General features: G+C 60.2%; 14 protein-coding genes and 1 pseudogene. 10 read left to right on the top strand and 5 right to left on the bottom strand.

Annotation, left to right across the window (positions count from 1 at the left end; genetic code table 11):
- The first annotated feature begins 2 nt into the window (after positions 1-2).
- From O0882_RS04770 to O0882_RS04755, 4 genes are all read left to right on the top strand, one after another.
- Complete coding sequence (locus O0882_RS04770; RefSeq protein ID WP_289945759.1) at positions 3-1,028, top strand: NAD-dependent epimerase/dehydratase family protein; 1,026 nt, start codon at positions 3-5, stop codon at positions 1,026-1,028.
- Positions 1,012-1,572: a sugar transferase gene (locus O0882_RS04765; protein ID WP_289945758.1), complete on the top strand. Its 561-nt coding sequence runs from the start codon at positions 1,012-1,014 to the stop codon at positions 1,570-1,572. Before O0882_RS04770 ends, O0882_RS04765 begins: the two co-directional genes overlap by 17 nt.
- A gap of 115 nt (positions 1,573-1,687) precedes the next feature.
- Entirely contained in the window at positions 1,688-3,634 is a 1,947-nt protein-coding gene (locus O0882_RS04760) for a nucleoside-diphosphate sugar epimerase/dehydratase (RefSeq protein ID WP_289945757.1), read from the top strand.
- A gap of 51 nt (positions 3,635-3,685) precedes the next feature.
- Entirely contained in the window at positions 3,686-4,948 is a 1,263-nt protein-coding gene (locus O0882_RS04755; RefSeq protein ID WP_289945756.1) for a lipopolysaccharide biosynthesis protein, read from the top strand.
- 118 nt (positions 4,949-5,066) lie between these two features.
- Here O0882_RS04755 and O0882_RS04750 read toward each other — a convergent pair whose 3' ends face one another.
- Positions 5,067-5,975, bottom strand: coding sequence for a sulfurtransferase (locus O0882_RS04750; protein ID WP_289945755.1), 909 nt, complete (start codon positions 5,973-5,975; stop codon positions 5,067-5,069).
- Positions 5,976-6,112: 137 nt separating this feature from the next.
- On the opposite strand from O0882_RS04750, the gene dnaE reads away from it, so the two are divergent.
- The gene (gene dnaE, locus O0882_RS04745) at positions 6,113-9,652 is read left to right on the top strand and encodes a DNA polymerase III subunit alpha (protein WP_289945752.1); all 3,540 of its coding nucleotides are present in this window, start codon (positions 6,113-6,115) and stop codon (positions 9,650-9,652) included.
- Positions 9,653-9,715: 63 nt separating this feature from the next.
- Here dnaE and O0882_RS04740 read toward each other — a convergent pair whose 3' ends face one another.
- Together O0882_RS04740 and O0882_RS04735 are read right to left on the bottom strand one after the other, a co-directional pair.
- On the bottom strand, positions 9,716-9,946 hold the full coding sequence (locus O0882_RS04740) for a DUF6139 family protein (RefSeq protein WP_289945751.1): 231 nt from the start codon (positions 9,944-9,946) through the stop codon (positions 9,716-9,718).
- Between the two features lie 308 nt (positions 9,947-10,254).
- Entirely contained in the window at positions 10,255-11,073 is an 819-nt protein-coding gene (locus tag O0882_RS04735; protein WP_289945749.1) for a MipA/OmpV family protein, read from the bottom strand.
- 159 nt (positions 11,074-11,232) lie between these two features.
- Here O0882_RS04735 and O0882_RS04730 point away from each other — a divergent pair, with 159 nt between their 5' ends.
- The 3 genes from O0882_RS04730 to O0882_RS04720 all read left to right on the top strand — a co-directional run bounded on the left by O0882_RS04730 (position 11,233) and on the right by O0882_RS04720 (position 14,639).
- Positions 11,233-11,919 (top strand): response regulator, encoded by a 687-nt coding sequence (locus tag O0882_RS04730; RefSeq protein WP_219888349.1) that lies wholly within the window; start codon positions 11,233-11,235, stop codon positions 11,917-11,919.
- Positions 11,916-13,304, top strand: a complete 1,389-nt coding sequence (locus O0882_RS04725; RefSeq protein WP_289945747.1) for an ATP-binding protein — start codon at positions 11,916-11,918, stop codon at positions 13,302-13,304. Before O0882_RS04730 ends, O0882_RS04725 begins: the two co-directional genes overlap by 4 nt.
- 120 nt (positions 13,305-13,424) lie before the next feature.
- Positions 13,425-14,639, top strand: a complete 1,215-nt coding sequence (locus O0882_RS04720) for an O-antigen ligase family protein (protein WP_289945745.1) — start codon at positions 13,425-13,427, stop codon at positions 14,637-14,639.
- An 89-nt stretch (positions 14,640-14,728) separates the two neighbouring features.
- On the opposite strand, the pseudogene O0882_RS04715 reads toward O0882_RS04720, so the two are convergent.
- Positions 14,729-15,967, bottom strand: a pseudogene (locus O0882_RS04715) (malic enzyme-like NAD(P)-binding protein); the annotation flags it as partial.
- A 206-nt stretch (positions 15,968-16,173) separates the two neighbouring features.
- On the opposite strand from O0882_RS04715, the gene O0882_RS04710 reads away from it, so the two are divergent.
- Both O0882_RS04710 and O0882_RS04705 read left to right on the top strand, forming a co-directional pair.
- Positions 16,174-17,199, top strand: a complete 1,026-nt coding sequence (locus O0882_RS04710; protein WP_219132892.1) for a LacI family DNA-binding transcriptional regulator — start codon at positions 16,174-16,176, stop codon at positions 17,197-17,199.
- Between the two features lie 72 nt (positions 17,200-17,271).
- Complete coding sequence (locus O0882_RS04705; protein WP_289945736.1) at positions 17,272-17,811, top strand: hypothetical protein; 540 nt, start codon at positions 17,272-17,274, stop codon at positions 17,809-17,811.
- On the opposite strand, the gene O0882_RS04700 is transcribed toward O0882_RS04705, so the two are convergent.
- On the bottom strand, positions 17,787-18,413 hold the full coding sequence (locus O0882_RS04700) for a LysE family translocator (protein WP_289945734.1): 627 nt from the start codon (positions 18,411-18,413) through the stop codon (positions 17,787-17,789). The genes O0882_RS04705 and O0882_RS04700 overlap by 25 nt on opposite strands.
- Between the last annotated feature and the right edge of the window lie 8 nt (positions 18,414-18,421).

The raw sequence follows: 18,421 nt of genomic DNA, 5'->3' as shown, positions 1-18,421 counted from the left end.
GCGTGAGCTGGCAGCGTAGTTTTTCTTCAGGTAATTATATTGTGCAAAATAATCAAGGTGAAGCCAGCCACATCGCTGTGACCGGTGCCAATGGTTTTATCGGCAGGCAGTTATGCATCCATTTGAGCGAGCAGCAGCATCAGGTGCGGGCGATCGTGCGTGCGAAGGGCACGCAGCCGGTCAAGATAACGCAAGTCGTCCAGGATCTGGCTGCGCTGGCTCCCGACAGCAGGGTGTTCGAGGGCTGCGATGTCGTCGTTCACCTTGCCGGGCGTGCCCATGTCCTGCACGATGAAGTAGCCGATCCGTTGGCGGAGTTTCGCAAGGTAAATGTGGAGCTGACGCGGCACTTGATCGCGGACGCGGCGCGTTGCGGCGTCAAACGCTTCGTCTTTGTCAGCTCGATCGGCGTGAATGGCAATGCCAGCGCTGGTCATCCGTTTACGGAAAAGGATGCGGCAGCTCCGCATGACCTGTATGCCATCAGCAAGTATGAAGCGGAGCAAATGATACGGGAGCTGATTCCTGCGTCCGAGATGCAGTTTGTCATTGTGCGGCCGACGCTGGTTTTCGGTCCTGACGCACCAGGAAATTTTTCCTTGTTGCTCAAGCTTGCCGCCAAATCCCTGCCATTGCCCTTTGGTAGAATACTCGCCCGGCGCAGTTTGTTGAGCATCTGGAATCTGGTGGATTTCCTCCATGTGTGCGCCACGCATCCCGCCGCTGCAGGAGAAACATTTCTTGTGTCTGATGAGCAAAATTTAATGCTGGGAGACATTTTCCGGCACATAGGTAGCGGCATGGGCAAGAAACAGTACATATTGCCCATCCCTGCGGCCGTGGTGCGCGGCATGGCGACGCTATGCGGGAAGAAACAGATGTATGCGAAATTGACGGCGCAATTGCTGGTCGATACGAGTAAAGCCAGGTCCGTTCTTGGCTGGCGCGCGCCATACAATAGTAGCGCGGCACTCGAACGCGCGGGACGGGAATACATATCAGGGAAGATGAATGAAACGAGTATTTGATTTGGTATTGGCGTTGATCGCGTCGTTGTTGCTGCTTATTCCGATTGGCCTGGTCGCCCTGATGGTGCGGCTGACGTCCGCGGGTCCCATCGTGTATTGGTCTGATCGTGTCGGGCGGCACAACAAGATCTTCAAGATGCCGAAATTTCGTACAATGCGTGTCGATACCCCCGCTGTTGCGACACATTTGTTACCGGACCCCAAGCAATTCCTGACCCCCGTAGGCTCCTTTTTGCGGAAGTCCAGCCTCGACGAATTGCCGCAACTGTGGAGTATATTGAAGGGTGACATGAGCTTTGTCGGTCCACGTCCTGCCTTGTTCAACCAGTACGATCTGATCGAACTGCGCAGCCGCCACGGTGTCGATGGCATCTTGCCTGGCTTGACCGGATGGGCGCAAATCAATGGGCGCGATGAGTTGCCTATTGTGGACAAAGTCAAACTGGATGTCGACTATTTGCAGCGCCGTTCGCTGGCACTGGATCTGCGCATTCTGTTCCTGACTTTCCTGAAGGTGGTGCGCCGGGATGGAGTAACCCATTGATGAATATCTCGTCCGGTCTGTCACAGATTGTGCCTGGCAATGGCGTATCGATCATGGCGCAGGCCAGGTGCTGCCTGCTATTGCCACCAGCCGCTGCAGAGAAAGGAAGCATTGAATGAAGCCGATATTCAATTTTTCGCGGTTTCACAAACAGATTGTGGCGGCGTTTGCCGATCTGTTTTTCTTGCCGCTGACTTTTTGTATTGCGATTGCATTGCGTTTCGATGGATTGGCCAATGCACAGTTTTATTCCTACATTTGGCTGATCCTGGCGGCACCGCTCGTCTCACTGCCTATTTTCATCAAATTGGGGCTGTACCGTGCGGTGATTCGCTTTATCGACTACAAGATAGTGTATGTGGTCTTGCTTGGCGTCAGTTTGACCGTGGCCGTATTGCTGGCCATGGCGGTGTTTTTGAACGGCATGAATGGTTTGTCGCGCGGCGTCTTCGGCATCTTCTGGGTGTGCGCCATCATGTATGTGGCGGCCAGCCGTTTTCTGGCACGCGGGTACTTTTTGTACACCAACCGGCGTGCGGACGGCATTCGCGTGGTCGTGTATGGCGCTGGCGCTTCCGGCAATCAGTTGGCACAGGCCCTGAACCATGCCGGCGAGTACAAGGTAGTCGCTTTGATTGATGACAAGAAAGAATTGCATGGGGCAAGTATCGGGGGGATACGGGTATATGCCCCCGAAGTTTTACCTGATTTAGTGGCAAGCAAGGATATCAGCAAGGTGCTGCTTGCCATGCCGTCCCTGAGCAAGGCGCAGCAACGCCGTATTCTGGAAAAACTGGAGCCGCTGAAAGTCAAGACGCTGGTGACTTCACCGATCAAGAGCTTGATACGGGCCAGTACGCAGGTACAGGATTTGCGCGAGATCGAAATCGAAGATTTGCTGGGGCGCGATGCGGTGGAGCCAGACCAGGACTTGATGGCCATGTGTATTTCTGGCAAGACGGTGATGGTGACTGGGGCGGGCGGTTCGATCGGTTCGGAATTGTGCCGCCAGATATTGCGTCAACGGCCCGCTTGTCTGATTCTGTATGAAATGTCGGAATTTGCCTTGTATTCCATCGAACAGGAATTGCAGGGTTTGAAAAAATCCCTGCGGGTCGAGGTGGAGCTGCTGCCATTCCTGGGATCAGTGCTGGAAACAGCCAAGTGCGAAAGAATTCTGCGAACTTTCCGTGTTGAAACTTTGTATCATGCCGCTGCGTATAAACACGTGCCCCTGGTGGAACATAATCCCATCGAAGGCATACGTAACAATGCATTGGGAACACTGAGCATGGCGCGTGCCGCGATCGATGCCCAGGTGAAGCGTTTTGTCCTCATTTCTACAGACAAGGCGGTTCGTCCAACCAATGTCATGGGTTCCACCAAGCGACTGGCAGAACTGATTTTGCAGGCATTTGCCCGCAAACAAGACAAGACGCGGTTTTGTATGGTTCGTTTTGGCAATGTACTGGGATCGTCTGGGTCGGTTGTGCCCTTGTTCCGCAAACAGATCATGGCGGGCGGGCCAATTACCATCACGCATCCGGAAATCACGCGGTATTTCATGACGATTCCCGAGGCCGCGCAGTTGGTACTGCAGGCGGGCGCCATGGGACAGGGGGGCGATGTCTTTGTTCTGGATATGGGTGACCCCGTCAAGATCGTCGACCTGGCCAAGCGCATGGTGCATTTGAGCGGACTGGAAGTCAAAAGTGAACAGGCGCCCGATGGCACCATCGAAATTCATCACGTCGGCTTGCGTCCAGGCGAAAAGCTGTATGAGGAGTTGTTGATTGGAGACAATGTTGAAGGCACGGATCATCCTTTGATCATGCGTGCGCGCGAGGCTGAAATCCCTTGGACGAAGCTGGAAGGCATGCTCAGCGAATTGACGAGGGCATGCGATCAGTTCGATCAGGTCGCCGTACGAACGCTATTGCTGGAAATCGTTACCGAATATGAACCGCAGTGCGGCATCGAGGACTGGGTTTGGAATGCCCAGCGGACTGCGCAATCCAATAGCCCGGTCGTGGTGATGGCGCGCCAGGCCAATGCAGACTGATGGTCTGACAATCGTTTTATTTTTGATGTACTTATTACTTAAAGAAGAATCATGGACAAACTGGTAGAAATGAAACAAGCGCCGGAGCAGCAAGGTGCGCCTGAATTTTCTTTGACGGACATACTGATCGTTTTATGGAAAGGCCGTAAATTGATCGTGGGCGGTACAGTAGTCGTGATGATATTGTGCGTGCTGTTTACCTTGTATATGGCAACGTACAAAAGCGAAGGTTTCTACCAGTTTGGCGGTGCGATACCAGTGCCAAAAGAACTGGTTAGCAATGACAAAGACAAGGAAAAGGAAAAGGACAAGGAAAAGGAACCACCTCCGGGTATCGCGCTGGGCGACTATAAACGCTATGTGGCGGCATTAAGCAGCAGTGGTCGCTTTGACGACTATATGCAACAAGTCAAGCTGAACAATGATCCTACGGTGCAAGAGTTGCGCCGTACGCTGATCGTGCGCGACAATTTTTCCAAATTGCTGGAGCCGATTTATCCGATGACCAAGCTCGATGCCAAGGAATTGATGGATACGGCCAAGGATATCAGCAACAATGTCATCGGTTTGCGTATCAGTTACGAGGCGACGACGCCCCAGGATGCGCAACGCATGGTTGCCCTGCTGGGTCGCTATACGATGGATAGCGTGATTTACCTGGTGTATTCGGACTTCTTGCGTTCCAAGCACCTGGATCTGACCAGCAAGATTACCAAGCTCGATAACGAAATTATCAGCAACAAAGAGAAGTTGGAAAGCTTTGCCCGTAAAGGCGATACCCTGCGAAAAATTGTTTCGCGTTATCCTGACGCAGCGGCGCAGGGAACCCGCCAGGTGGTCAACGTGACTGAGGATAGTGCCCGTTATCTGTCCCCATCGACGCAGTTGATGTCAACCGAGGTAGATGCCCTGATGGCAAACGAAGCGATTCTCAAGGCGCAGCGCGAACAAAAGCAAAATATCATCTTGCGCGAATACTATGATGGTGCCAAGGCTGCGCTCGATAGCAACAAGTCGGGTGAAGCGGTCTTGCGCTCGCTCGAATCGGTCAAGGAAAACGTCTTCAAGAAGCGCGATTTGAATGATGAATCCGTCAAGGAGGTCTTCAATGCGATTACTGTCGACAATCAGAAAGCCACGGCCGTCTACCTGGAAAAGAGCCGCTTTATTGCGGGACCAACCTTGCCGGAAAGCCGTACCAGCCGCTTGTCGAATAGCTTGCTGGCGGGTTTTTTGGCCGGCCTGGCGTTCTTCTCGTTGTTGGTGTTCGGCCGCAGCTGGTGGCGGGCAAACAGCTTGAATATGGCTGACTAAATGTTGTCACAATGACCGCCACGTGCAGCAATGTGCTGGCGCAATTGCAAATGCCCATCCTGGCAGGTAATGGCCAGGATGGGCATTTCAGTTTACTGCAGGCGCGGGGCGCCGGTTCTTATTTTTCGTCACCTTTGTAGCAATGCGGGCATGACACCTCATACACGTATTCCGGCGCCAGTTGCTGGCGCGGCGTGACGACGGCGCGGCAGACGAAACATTGCACGGTTTCCGTCGGTTCCAGTTTCGGGTTCAGGGCCGTGCGGTAGTCGAACACGAAACAGTCGCCCGTATAGTGCTCGCCGCCCACTTCCTCGAAATATTTCAGGATGCCGCCGTCGAGCTGGTACACGCTGTCGTAGCCGATTTCCTTCATGTGGATGGCGGCCTTTTCGCAGCGGATGCCGCCCGTGCAGAAGGTGACGACGGTCTTGCCTTCCAGTTCTTCCTTGTGCGCGGCGGCAACGGCCGGGAATTCCGTAAATTTGTCGATACGGTAATCAAGCGTGTTGTTGAACGTGCCCACGTCCACTTCGAAGGCGTTGCGCGTTTCCATCATGACCACGGGTTTGCCCGCGTCGTCCACACCGGCGTCGAGCCAGCGCTTGAGCGTGTGCGCATCGACGGACGGCGCGCGACCCAGTTCCGGCTTGATCAGCGGCATGCGCATGGTGATGATTTCTTTTTTCAGCTTGACCAGCATGCGCTTGTGCGATTGCTCGTTCGACAAGCTTTCCTTCCATTCCAGATCGGCCAGCCGCTCGTCGCTGCGCACCCACGCGAGGAAGCTGTCGATATGCTCGCGCGTGCCCGACAGGAACATGTTGATGCCTTCCGGCGTCAGCAGGATGGTGCCCTTCAGTTCCAGCGCCAGGCATTGCTCCTGATACAGGGGACGCATGGCTTCCGTATCGGCTAGCGTAATGAATTTATACGCGGCGATGTTGACAAACGTGGCGGCGAGGGTGGAAGCCGGAGGGCTGACGGCGGCGGAAACGGCGGGTGTTGCTGGGGTGATGGCTTGCATGATGGCGATCGGCTTGGACTGAACAGCCGATATTATAAGCCCGACGGGCCAGCCAGGATACCCGGTCCGTAGCCGCGACGCGGTAGAATAGACCCCATTGAATTTTGCACGAAACGGTACACAGGATGGAAATGGTAATGCAAGAGGCCGGCGCTCCGGCAGGTTCACAGCAAGCGGTACAGCCCGGTCCCGCCTTCGTCCACTTGCGCGTGCACTCGGAGTACTCGATCGTCGATGGCCTGGTGCGCATCGACGACGTGGTCAAGGCGGCGGCGAAGGACAAGCAGGTGGCGCTGGCCGTCACCGACTTGTCGAACCTGTTTGGCATGGTCAAGTTTTACAAGGAAGCGCGCGGCAAGGGCATCAAGCCCATCGTCGGCGTCGACGTGTGGATCACGAATGACGACAACCGCGAAAAACCGTCGCGTTTGCTGTTGCTGGCGAAGAATCGCATGGGCTATTTGCAACTGTGCGAACTGCTGTCGATGGCCTGGCTGACCAACCAGTACAAGGGACGCGCGGAACTGCGCATCGAGTGGCTGCAGGCGCTGGCGACGAATACCTACGACCTGTACCCGGGCGAAAGCGCGGCGAATGGCTTGATCGCCCTGTCCGGCGCGCATTTCGGCGATGTTGGCATTGCTATCGAGAATGGCAACCTGGCCCTGGCCGAACGCAATGCCCAGCGTTGGGCCGAGATTTTCCCCGGCCATTTCTATGTCGAAATCCAGCGCGGCGGCCAGGCCAACCAGGAAGCGCAGGTGCGCCATGCGGTGGCGCTGGCGGCCAAGCTGGGCTTACCCGTGGTGGCCACGCATCCCGTGCAATTTATTTCTCCAGAAGAATTTATTGCCCACGAAGCCCGCACCTGTATCGCCGAAGGCGAAATGCTGGCCAACGCCAAGCGCGTGAAGCGCTTCAACGACAGCCAGCGCTTCCTGTCGCAGGCCGACATGGCGGAATTGTTCGCCGACTTGCCGGTCGCATTGGCCAATTCCGTGGAAATCGCCAAGCGCTGCAACCTGACCTTGACCCTGGGCAAGCCACAACTGCCGAACTTCCCCACGCCGCCCGGCATGACGATCGACGAGTTCCTCGTCGCCGAATCGCAGGCGGGCCTGGAAAAACGGCTATTACAGCTGTACCCCGATCCCGAGCGCCGTGAAAAGGAGCGCCCGCGCTACGAGTCGCGCCTGAAATTCGAGACGGACACGATTTGCAACATGAAATTCCCCGGCTACTTCCTCATCGTGGCCGAGTTTATCCAGTGGGCCAAGGAAAACGGCGTGCCCGTCGGCCCGGGCCGCGGTTCGGGTGCCGGTTCGCTGGTGGCGTATTCGCTGCTGATTACCGATCTGGACCCATTGCAATACAACTTGCTGTTCGAGCGTTTTCTCAATCCCGAACGCGTCTCGATGCCCGACTTCGATATCGACTTTTGCCAGGAAGGGCGTGACCGCGTCATCCAGCACGTCAAGGATTTGTATGGCAAGGAGGCGGTCTCGCAGATCGCCACCTTCGGTACCATGGCGGCCAAAGGCGCGATCCGCGACGTGGGCCGCGTGATGGACTTCGGCTACAACTTCTGCGACGGCATCTCGAAGCTGATCCCGTTCAAGCCGGGCAAGCCCGTGTCGATCGCCGACGCCATCGAGGAAGAGCCGCTGCTCAAGGAGCGCCTGGAAAACGAGGAAGAGGTCAAGCAGTTGCTGGAGCTGGCGCAGCAAGTCGAAGGCATCACGCGCAATATCGGCATGCACGCGGGGGGGGTGCTGATCGCCCCCGGCAAGCTGACGGACTTTTGCCCGCTGTACACGCAGGGTGGCGACTCGGGCGTCGTGTCGCAGTACGACAAGGATGACGTGGAGGCCGTCGGCCTGGTGAAGTTCGACTTCTTGGGCTTGACCACGCTCACCATCCTCGACCGCGCCGTGCGTTACATCAAGCAGCTCGATCCCGCGCAAGCCGATTTCGACCTGGCCACCTTGCCGCTGAACGACAAGCCGTCCTACGACCTGTTGACCAAGGCCAAGACCGTGGCTGTGTTCCAGCTGGAGTCGCGCGGCATGCAGGGTATGCTGAAAGACGCCCGTCCCGACCGTTTCGAAGACATTATCGCGCTGGTGGCCCTGTACCGTCCGGGCCCGATGGACCTGATTCCCGACTTCTGCAAGCGCAAGCACGGCGAACGCTTCGATTATCCCGATCCGCGCACGGAAGCGATTCTGTCCGAAACCTACGGCATCATGGTGTATCAGGAGCAGGTGATGCAGATGGCGCAGATCGTCGGCGGCTACTCGCTGGGCGGCGCCGACATGCTGCGCCGCGCCATGGGCAAGAAGAAGGCCGAAGAGATGGCCGAGCACCGCGAGATCTTCCGCGCGGGTGCGGCCAAGGATGGCTTGACGGCCGCCAAGGCCGACGAGATCTTCGACTTGATGGAAAAGTTCGCCGGCTATGGTTTTAACAAATCGCACGCCGCCGCTTACGCCTTGCTGTCGTATCACACGGCCTATTTAAAGGCGCACCACACGGCCGCCTTCATGGCCGCCAACTTGTCGCTGGCCATGGACGACACGGACAAGATCAAGATCCTGGTGGAAGACTCGCTGGAAATCTGCAAGCTGACCTTGTTGCCGCCAGATATCAACGAATCGGACTACCGCTTCACGCCGAGCGGCGCGGCGCCGTCCGTGAGCGGCAAGAAAGTCACGCAGATCCGCTATGGCCTGGGCGCCGTGAAAGGCTCGGGCCAGAACGCCATCGAAGCCATCATCGCCGCGCGCGAGGCGGGCGGACCCTTCACCAGCCTGTTCGATTTCTGCAAACGTGTTGATAAAAAGCAAATTAACCGTCGCACCATCGAATCCCTGATACGCAGCGGCGCCTTCGACTGCCTGAAGGTCGACCGCGCCATCCTGCTCGCATCCGTGGCGTTCGCCATGGAATGCGCCGATCAGGCCGCCAAGGCGGCGAATCAGGTGAGCCTGTTCGGCGGCGACGACAGCGACATGGTGGCGCCGCCCGAGTACGTCAAAGTGCCCGTGTGGAGTGACAAGCAGCGCCTGACGGAAGAAAAGATCGCCCTGGGCTTTTACCTGTCCGGCCATCTGTTCGATTCGTATGCGCCCGAGGCGCGCCGTTTTGCGCGCACGAAACTGTCTGAATTGTCGCCGTCGCGCGAACCGCGCATGATGGCCGGCGTCATCACGGGCTTGCGCACGCAGATGACGCAGCGCGGCAAGATTCTCATCGTTACCCTGGACGACAAGAGCGGCACGGTGGAAGTGACCGTATATGGCGAATTGTTCGACGCCAACCGGAAAATCTTCAAGGAGGATGAATTCCTCGCCGTCGTGGGCAAGGTGTCGGAAGACCGTTTCTCGGGTGGCTTGCGTATCACGGCCGAGAGCGCCTTCGACATCATCGCCGCGCGCGTGCAGTATGGCCGCCAGCTGGGCCTGACCTTGCCGGCCACGCTGGACGCCAAGCGTATCCGTGACGTGATCATGCCGCACCGGGCCGAGACGGGCTTGCCGATCGCTGCGCGGGTCAGCCCGCAAGGCGTCAGTTGCGTGCTGCAGTTCGGGGACGAGTGGAAAGTGGCGCCATCGGATGAATTGCAGATGGCGCTGGAGCAGATGCTGGGCGCGCAAGAGGTGGCGGTCGAATACTGACCGGCACCGTCCGGCGCATACAATAAAGCCAAACCGCAGACATGCTGGTTTGGCTTTTTTCGTTTACATGTCTTTCAGGCCCGTGATCGCATAACCCTTGGCGGCGATCTGCTGGTGCGGCTGTTCGATATGGTAGTCCGGCAAGATCTCGGCATCGTCGGCTACTTCGCTGGCGCGTACTTCGAGTTGCCAGTCGGTATTGGTCACCTCTTCAGGAATGATCTTTCCTTCCGGCACGGCGAGGTAGGAAAAAATGTCGTCGTGCTCGGCCCGGCGGTAGATGTCTACGCGCATGAATGCCTCCTGGTAAACGTTGGGGGAACCGGTGAGCGCCAGGCGTGAACAAGGCGCCAACCGGTCGTGCTAAGTAACCCCCAATAAATTATTGTGATTTCTAACTTCCATAACCGGCGCTCTGCGGCGTTGCCCGCTGCTAGCAGTGCTCGCACTGCGTCGCAGCAGGCGCCTTGCATAGCATCCGGTTCTGTTCGTCATAACTTCACAATAATTTCATGAGGATTACTTAGCGTAACAGGATTGCGGGCGCCATGCTTTTTGTCGTGCGCGGCGGCAGGCGTGGCTTGCCGTTTCCTTGCCTGAGGTCAATAACGGTAGGTGGCGTAGACGGCGCCGATCGGCGTGGTCTTGCGCTGCACGATGGGGCTCTTGCCGGCGTCGCCCAGCAGGGTCGTCACGCCGACCAGGGTGTTGACGCTCCAGCGCGCGTCGATCCGGTGTTCCCAGCTGGCGCTGGCCTGCGCTTCATAGAAGCCACCCTTGGGCGTGTAGCGCTTGAACGCCGTGTTGGCGGCCTGGACGGCCGTCACGCCGTACATGGTCTGCACATATTTTTTCTCGCCCCAGCCCGCTTGCAGGCTCAGGCTGACGGTGTCCTGCTGCTGGCCCTTGCTGTCGCTGCGGCCATAGATCTGGCCGCTGGCGCCCAGGTGCAGATTGGCGCCATTGTCGCGCTGTGTCAGGGGAATGTCGCTCGAAACGCTCAGCTGCAGGCCTGGCAGCGGCGAATAACCCATCCCCAGCAGGGCGCTGGCGTTGCCCTTGACGGCACCCATGCCCTTCAGGTAGTTGCTGCCGCCCATGCCATTGACGCCCGTGCGCTTGTGGTCGGCGCGCTCGCCACGATAGCCGAGCGCGGCGCTGTAGCTGAAGGGCCCGGCCTGGCCGCCATAGCCGAGGCCGCGCGTGGTACTGGCGAAGAAGCCGTTGCTCATGGCGTAATCGAGGATGATGACAGGCAAGGCCTGGATCTTGTCGCCGCCCGAGTAGCTGGTGGCGGCGCCGACGCCGCCACCGATGGTGAAGACATTGCCGGAGGCTGGCTCGGCCGCCAGGGCGGACAAAGGCATGAAAAGCAGGCTGGCCAGTGTCAGGGTCGAGGACAGGGTAGTAGTTGCTTGCATAAGATGTTTTCCGTCAGGTGGAGAACCGAGTCCGGAGTGGCTCGATTGACTGCGGCTAGTATCGGCCTGTGCCATGAAGGAGAAATGAGCCTTTTATTAAGATTGCATGAAGAGCGCTTCTTTACCCATTCTTCAGCTTGCGGTGGTTTAATACTCACCATGAAAATACTGCTGATTGAAGACGACATGGACCTGGGCAACGGCGTGCGCATCGCCCTGCGCGACCAGGGCATGCAAGTGGTGTGGGTGCGCAGCCTGGAAGACGCGGCGCGCAGCATCGAGCACGACAGCTGCGAACTGGTGCTGCTGGACCTGGGCTTGCCGGACGGCGATGGCCTCGACTTGCTGGCCCGGCTGCGCGCCGCGCGTCTGCCGGTGCTCATCCTGAGCGCCCGCGATACGCTGGAGCAGCGCTTGCGCGGCCTCGATGGCGGCGCCGATGATTACCTGGTCAAGCCTTTCGTGCTGGCCGAGCTGCTGTCGCGCGTGCGCGCACTGGCCCGCCGCAGCTATGGCTTCGATGGCGACACCATCGAACTGCGCGGCTTGCTGCTGCAGGTGCCCACGCGCCGGGTCAGCGTGCAGGGGCGGCCGGTGGAACTGACGGCCAGCGAATATGCGCTGCTGAAAACCCTGCTGATGCGCGCCAACAGAGTCATCACGCGCCGCGTGCTGGAAGAGCATATCCTGCCCGGTGGTCTGGCCAACGCCAGCAATACGCTGGATGTGCATATGGGTAACTTGCGCCGCAAGATAGGCGAGGGCTATATCCGCACCGTGCGTGGCGTCGGCTATGTCATCGACCAGCAAGGCGATTCCCCTGCGGCACCGGGCGCGTCGGCATGATCGGCCACGTATGGGCCATGCTGCGCCGGCCCACGCTGGTGCGCCGCCTGATGATGGCGCAGATGCTGATGCTGACGGTGCTGTGGAGCCTGGCCGTGGCCTATGTGCTGTTCGAGGGGACGGGCGAAGCCAGTAATGTGGGCCGCGGGGTATTGCGCGCCATTATCAGCGTGGCCGATAACCTGGCCGACCAGCCGGCCCGCCAGCAGCACAGCTTGCGCATGATCGATGAAGCCCTGCGCGAGGAGTTTGAAATGGGGCAAGTGCCGGAACTGGCACCGCGTATCCTGGTGTGGCGCGGCGGCGAGCTGGTCTACAAGTCGCCGGAGGCGCCCAGCGGTATCCGCAGCGCCGGCCCCGAGCAGATGGAAGTGGTGTACATCAAGGGCCAGGCCTGGCGCAGCCGCAGCCTGACCGAGGGCCGCACGCGCGTGACGGTGCTGGAGGTGGGCGGCCCATGGCAGTTTTTCATCACGATCAATTCACACGGCTATTACCTGCTGCCGTTACTGATCAGTCTGCCTTTCCTGTTGCTACCGGCCTGGCTGTCGATCCGCCTGGCCATGCGCCCGTGGCGCAAGGTAGCGCAAGAGGTGGCGGCGCGGGGGCCGCAGGATTTGCGCCCGCTGGCCTTCAAGCCACCGCATGGCGAACTGGCGGCGCTGGTCGACAATATCAATGCGCTGCTGCAACGCGTGGGCACCAGCGCCGCGCGCGAACGCAGCTTCATCGCCGACGCCACGCATGAGCTGCGCACGCCATTGGCGGCCATGCGTGTGAATGTCGAAGCCTTGCAGGCCCAGGCCAGCGACCCGCGCCAGCAAGAATTGCTTGATGGAATTTTGAACAGCGGCAACCGCGCCGCGCGCCTGGTGGGGCAGTTGCTGCAGCTGACGCGCAGCGAAGTGCAGGCGCAGGCGGGCGAACGGCCGCCACAGGCGCTCGATATCCTGCTGCAAGACCGGTTGGCCGCCTTGTCCGGCCTGGCGCAGGTGGGCGGCATCGAGCTGGAGCTGCAAGCCAGCGTCACGCTGCAGGTGCCGGGCCAGCGCGAGAGCCTGGTATCGCTGATCGACAACCTGGTGGAAAACGCCATCAAGTACAGCCCGCATGGCGGCAGCGTGACGGTGTCGCTGCATGCCGAGCGGGGCCAGGCGGTGCTGCACGTGGCGGACCAGGGGCCGGGCATTGCGCCGGCCCTGTATGAACGCGTGTTTGACCGCTTCTTCCGTGCGCCGCAGCAGGCCCAGCCTGGCAGCGGCCTGGGCCTGGCCATCGTCGCTTCCGTGGTGCAGCAGCATGGCGGCACCATCCAGCTGCACCGCGCCAGCGGCGGCCAGGGCTTGCTGGTGGAAGTACGCCTGCCACTGGCGCCGTCCGGCTAGCCCGGGCAGCGGTTTGACTTGCCTTGATGCATAGGCGATACTGCTTTGCTGCGCCGGCGTGCCACCGTGTGTCGCGCTGCAGCGCCACCGTTTTTCACTAGATACCGAGCCCCTCCCTCCATGAATTTCTTTGCCCGCCGTTCACAATGGCCTCAAGCCATCCTTGCCGTCTTGCCGTTCACCCTGTTCTTTCCAATCGGCTTCATGTACACCGGCGTGGTGGCGTTCATCATCGCCTACCTGCTGGCCGGAAACTTTGCCACCCGCTGGCGTCACGTCAAGGAAAGCCCGCTGCGCTGGCCGGTGCTGGCGCTGAGCGTCGTCTCCGTGGGCGCCGGCATCTTCCTCGAGCGTCCGCCCAGCGAATTCTGGACCGATATCGTGCATTACCAGATTTTTGTCTTCTTGTTATTTTTTGCCAGCATCGGTCCTGGCGCGTGGCAGCACCGCGCCGTCAAGACCTTCTTTGCCGGCGCCACGGTGGCCGCCACCCTGTTTTATCTCAATTACCTGGGCGTGTTGCCGAATGTGAGCTTTTTCCGCAGTTATGTGTTTTATGCCGGCAACAAGTCGATCTTGCTGGGAATATTGCTGGGCATCGCTTCCGCCTGGATGCTGTTCCAGTTGAGCGAGCAGCCGGCGCGGCCCGTCAACTGGCCACGCCTGCTGCAATTCCTGTATGTGGCTGTGGCCGGTCTGTTGCTGGGCAAGACACGCACAGGGAGCCTGATCTTTGTCATGCTGTGCATGCTCATCGGTGCGCGCCACCTGCATCTGTCGTGGCGCAATGTGCTGGGCGTGCTGTCCGTGGGTATGCTGCTGACCTTGCTGCTGGCGCAAGCGTCGGGCCTGCGCCAGCGCGTCGACAACACGGTGGCCGATATCGACGCCTTTTCCGAAGGCAAGCAAACCAGCGAGCAAGGCATTCGCCTGGCGATGTATGGCGTCACCTTGCAAATCATTGCCGAGAAACCGCTGCAGGGGCATGGCGTGGGAACCTGGCTGCAGGAATACCGGGCCAGGACAGTGGGTACTCCGATCAACGTTCAATTGACGCCGCACAATGACTACATGCTGTACATGTCGGAAATCGGCCTGTTCGGCCTGTTGGCACTGCTGTGGATACTGGTGGGCTTGCTCGTACATGCCTGGCGCACGGGAGGCGAGCGTGGCATGTGGCTGGGGATGCTGACCTTGTCGCTGATGCTGGGCGCCATGTTCAACGCGATGATACGCGATGGCGTCTTCGGCATGGCCTTCATGATCTTGCTGGCGATTCCGCTGGCGGGCGCCTTGCCGGCGCGGGCGGGGCAGCAGCCCCGCGTACCGGACTGATCCGATAATCCGCGCCGCCCCCATGTGCGGGCGGCGCGGTCCTGCTTTCCTGCTTTACCTCAACTGCTTTACTTGACGCTGGCCGGCACGCGCGTGGCCACGCCGGTGGCGATGGCCGCTTGCGACACGGCAGGCGCGACCCAGCTGCGCAGGCGCTCGTCGAACGGCGATGGTATCAGTTGCAGCGGCGTCAGCGCGCTGGTGGTGTGGCCCGGCAACGGTTCTTTTGCCAGCGCGGCGATGGCGCGCACGCAGGCCAGCTTCATTTCTTCGTTGATGGTGGTGGCGCCCACGTCGAGCGCACCGCGGAAGATGTACGGGAAGCACAGCACGTTGTTGATCTGGTTCGGGTAATCCGAGCGGCCCGTGGCCACGATGGCGTCGTCGCGCACGGCATGCACTTTTTCCGGGGCGATTTCCGGATGCGGATTGGCCAGGGCGAAGATCAGTGGCTTGGCGGCCATCGATTCGACCATCTGTGCACTGACCACACCACCCTTCGAGACGCCGATGAAGATGTCGGCGCCAACCATGGCGTCGGCCAGGTCGCGGTCGCTGGTGTCGTTCGCGTAGCGCGCCTTGTTCTCTTCCATGCTGGCATCGCGGCCCGGGTAGATCACGCCCTGGCTGTCGCACACTTTCAGCAGCGACTTGTTCAGGCCCAGCGAGACGAGCAGGTCGAGGCAGGCGATCGAGGCCGCGCCGGCGCCCGAGACGGCCACTTTCACATTGCCGATATCCTTGCCCACCAGTTCCAGGCCGTTCAGGATGCCGGCTGCGACGATGATGGCCGTGCCGTGCTGGTCATCGTGGAAGACGGGAATGTTCATGCGCTTGCGCAATTGCTGCTCGATATAGAAGCAGTCCGGGGCCTTGATGTCTTCCAGGTTGATGCCGCCGAAGGTCGGCTCCATGCGCACCACGGTGTCGATGAACAGGTCGGGATCGTTCTCGGCCAGTTCGATGTCGAACACGTCGACGTCGGCAAATTGCTTGAACAGGCAAGCTTTGCCTTCCATCACCGGTTTGCTGGCCAGCGGGCCGATATCGCCCAGGCCCAGCACGGCCGTGCCATTCGTGATCACGGCCACCAGGTTGCTGCGCGAGGTGTAGATGCCGGCCGTGCGCGGATCTTCCACGATGGCTTCGCAGGCAAAGGCCACGCCCGGCGAGTACGCCAGGGTCAGGGCGCGGGCGTCGCCCAGCGGTTTGGTTGGCGTCACGGAAATCTTGCCTGCGCGGGGTTCCGCGTGATAGGCGAGGGCGGCTTCTTTCAAGTTGAAGGTTTCGCCGTTCTGTTCGGCGTGCTTGCTGTGGGAAGTAGACATAAGAATTCTGGGAAGGGCAACCAGGCCCGAGTGGTCAATCCGGGCCATGTTATGCAAGCGTTTGCACGCTGTCAAGGCTGGATTGTACTTAAGAGTCTCAAAACCGCTTTGGGCAACGGCATTATTTCAATGCAAGCGTTTGCTCGGTTTTTGACGGCATGGGCATTTTTTGCGATAAAATCACCGTATTGCGATCCGGGAAGCCCATGACAAACAAGAACCCCACCTTAAGCGACGTCGCGCGGGCCAGCGGCGTGCACTTTTCCACCGTCTCGCGCGTGATGAACCCGGCAACGCGGCAAATGGTCAGCGCCGAGGTGGCCACGCGCGTGCTGGCCGAAGCGGGCCGGCTCGGTTACCGGCCCAACCGCGCCGCCTCCACCCTGGTCACGCGCAAGTCGCGCATCATCGGCGTGGTCTTGCCCGACATCACCAACGCTGTGTTCCCGCCCATCCTGCTGGGCATCGAGGAAGGCTTGCGCAAGCATGGCTACCTGGCCATCGTCGCCAACGTGGGTGCCGACGAGGAAGAGCAGTTGTTCGTCATCAACCGGCTGCTGGGGCAGCAGGTTGACGGCCTGATTTTGGCTACCGCACGGCGCCACGATCCCGTCATCAAGATGTGCATCGACCAGAACGTGCCGGTGGTTACCGTCAACCGCAGCGACGAGACGGGCGTCGCTTCCTGCGTCGTCAGCGATGACGTGGTCGGCATGCGCCTCGCCGTCGAGCACTTGCTGGCGCTGGGCCACCGCCATATCGCGCACATTGCCGGCCCGGAAAACCTGTCCACAGGACACGTGCGCCGCCTCGGTTTCCTGGCCGCCATCCAGGCCAGCGAACTCGATCCCTCGCAAGCGTTCGTGTTTGAAAGCAGCGGCTATTCGCGCGAATGCGGCAAGGCGGCCCTGCTGGAGCTGCTGCGCCAGTCGCCGCGGACGACGGCCGTGGTGACGGGCAGCGACCTGGTGGCCCTCGGCTGCTACGATGCCATCCGCGAACTGGGCTTGAGCTGTCCGGAAGATATTTCCGTGGTGGGCCACAACGACATGCCGTACATGGACATGATCCGTCCGCCCCTCACCACCATCCGCATCCGCCACCACGGCATCGGCACGGAAGCGGCCCGGCTGATCCTGCAAACCATCGCCTCGCCCGATTCCGCGGTGCTCGACGTGCGCCTGAAACCCGAACTGGTGGTGCGCGAATCGACGGCCGCTCCCAGGGGCTGATGCAACACCAGTGGCCGCGCCGCTGCAAGGTGGTACACTGGCGCCCCTCAACGTATTTTGCCCTCCACCGCCATGACCAAAACCACCACGCCTTCCCCGAAACGCCGCGAAGAGGGCGTCGCCAAGCTGACCGTCAATCCCTTCCTCGACGCCGAGTTTTACGCACGCATGCGCGACTACACGGAGCGCGATGCAGCCATCATCAAGGAATTGAAGGCGATCGCCGAAATTCGCGCCGGCAACAAGCAGCCCGATCCCCGCCTGGCGCCGTCGTTGCAAGCACTGCGCGATACCGTCAAGAAAGGCCTGACGTTTGGCGAGATGCTGGAGCGTATTGCCGCTGGCAAGGAAAAAGGCTTGTGGGAACCGTGGATGACGACCTTCGGCATCGAGATCCGCGCCGTCAACTATGGCGCCGGCCCGCGCAACGCCTGCCTGGTGCTGGATCTGGCCGCGAATGCTCCCGCGCACGCGATGTTTGCCAAGGCCGGCATCCAGAACTGGCGCAGCCTGGCCGCCGACGACTGCTCCGTCGTGCGCTCGGAAAAAGCCACGGAAACGTCGCCACTGAAAGTGTACGCCGTGTTTTACCTGGATCCATTGCCAGCCTGATCCGCCAACAGCACCACCGCCAGCACGATCAGCATCACGCCCGACAGCCGCTCCAGCAGCGGCAGCGCGCGCGCAAAGCGCTGCCGCAGGGCGCTGCTGCCGATGGCCAGCGCCACCGCCATATCCCACGCCAGCACGGCAAAAATCATCCACGCGCCATACGCCACCATCGCCCCCGCGCTGGTGTGCCGGCTGGCCAGCACGGCCGCCAGGCTGACGTAGAACAGCGCATTCTTCGGGTTCAGGATGGCGGAGACAAATCCCATCGCGACACCACCGCGCCAGCGCGCCTTGCCGGTGGCGGGTTTGGCATCCAGGCTGCTCTTGCCCGCATGGCGCAGGAACAGCCAGCCCAGGTACAGCAGATAGGCGCATCCGGCCAGCCGCACCAGCATGAATGCCGTACTGCCCGCCTTTAGCACCGATAGTCCCGCAAACGCCGCCACGATAAACACCGCATTGGCCAGCGTAATGCCCACGCACGTGCCGGCGGCGCCGCGCCAGCCGTGGGCCAGCGAGGTGCGCGCGATCAGGAAAAAATCGGGACCGGGCGACAGCAGGGAAAGAAAGTGGGCGGCGGCGATCAATAAAAAGTCCTGCATGGCTTGCG

Source organism: Janthinobacterium sp. SUN073 (assembly GCF_030397665.1).
GTDB lineage: Bacteria > Pseudomonadota > Gammaproteobacteria > Burkholderiales > Burkholderiaceae_D > Janthinobacterium.
The sequence above is the reverse complement of the archived record's forward strand: the minus strand, read 5'-3'. Positions and strand labels throughout refer to the sequence as shown.

What these genes read in the sequence shown, in the direction of transcription:
- O0882_RS04705 (WP_289945736.1), top strand. Translation starts at nt 17,272, where the DNA reads ATGACCAAAACCACCACGCCTTCCCCGAAACGCCGCGAAGAGGGCGTC.
- O0882_RS04710 (WP_219132892.1), top strand. Translation starts at nt 16,174, where the DNA reads ATGACAAACAAGAACCCCACCTTAAGCGACGTCGCGCGGGCCAGCGGC.
- dnaE (WP_289945752.1), top strand. Translation starts at nt 6,113, where the DNA reads ATGCAAGAGGCCGGCGCTCCGGCAGGTTCACAGCAAGCGGTACAGCCC.
- O0882_RS04740 (WP_289945751.1), bottom strand. Translation starts at nt 9,946, where the DNA reads ATGCGCGTAGACATCTACCGCCGGGCCGAGCACGACGACATTTTTTCC.
- O0882_RS04700 (WP_289945734.1), bottom strand. Translation starts at nt 18,413, where the DNA reads ATGCAGGACTTTTTATTGATCGCCGCCGCCCACTTTCTTTCCCTGCTG.
- O0882_RS04765 (WP_289945758.1), top strand. Translation starts at nt 1,012, where the DNA reads ATGAAACGAGTATTTGATTTGGTATTGGCGTTGATCGCGTCGTTGTTG.
- O0882_RS04760 (WP_289945757.1), top strand. Translation starts at nt 1,688, where the DNA reads ATGAAGCCGATATTCAATTTTTCGCGGTTTCACAAACAGATTGTGGCG.
- O0882_RS04755 (WP_289945756.1), top strand. Translation starts at nt 3,686, where the DNA reads ATGGACAAACTGGTAGAAATGAAACAAGCGCCGGAGCAGCAAGGTGCG.
- O0882_RS04730 (WP_219888349.1), top strand. Translation starts at nt 11,233, where the DNA reads ATGAAAATACTGCTGATTGAAGACGACATGGACCTGGGCAACGGCGTG.
- O0882_RS04720 (WP_289945745.1), top strand. Translation starts at nt 13,425, where the DNA reads ATGAATTTCTTTGCCCGCCGTTCACAATGGCCTCAAGCCATCCTTGCC.
- O0882_RS04750 (WP_289945755.1), bottom strand. Translation starts at nt 5,975, where the DNA reads ATGCAAGCCATCACCCCAGCAACACCCGCCGTTTCCGCCGCCGTCAGC.
- O0882_RS04735 (WP_289945749.1), bottom strand. Translation starts at nt 11,073, where the DNA reads ATGCAAGCAACTACTACCCTGTCCTCGACCCTGACACTGGCCAGCCTG.
- O0882_RS04725 (WP_289945747.1), top strand. Translation starts at nt 11,916, where the DNA reads ATGATCGGCCACGTATGGGCCATGCTGCGCCGGCCCACGCTGGTGCGC.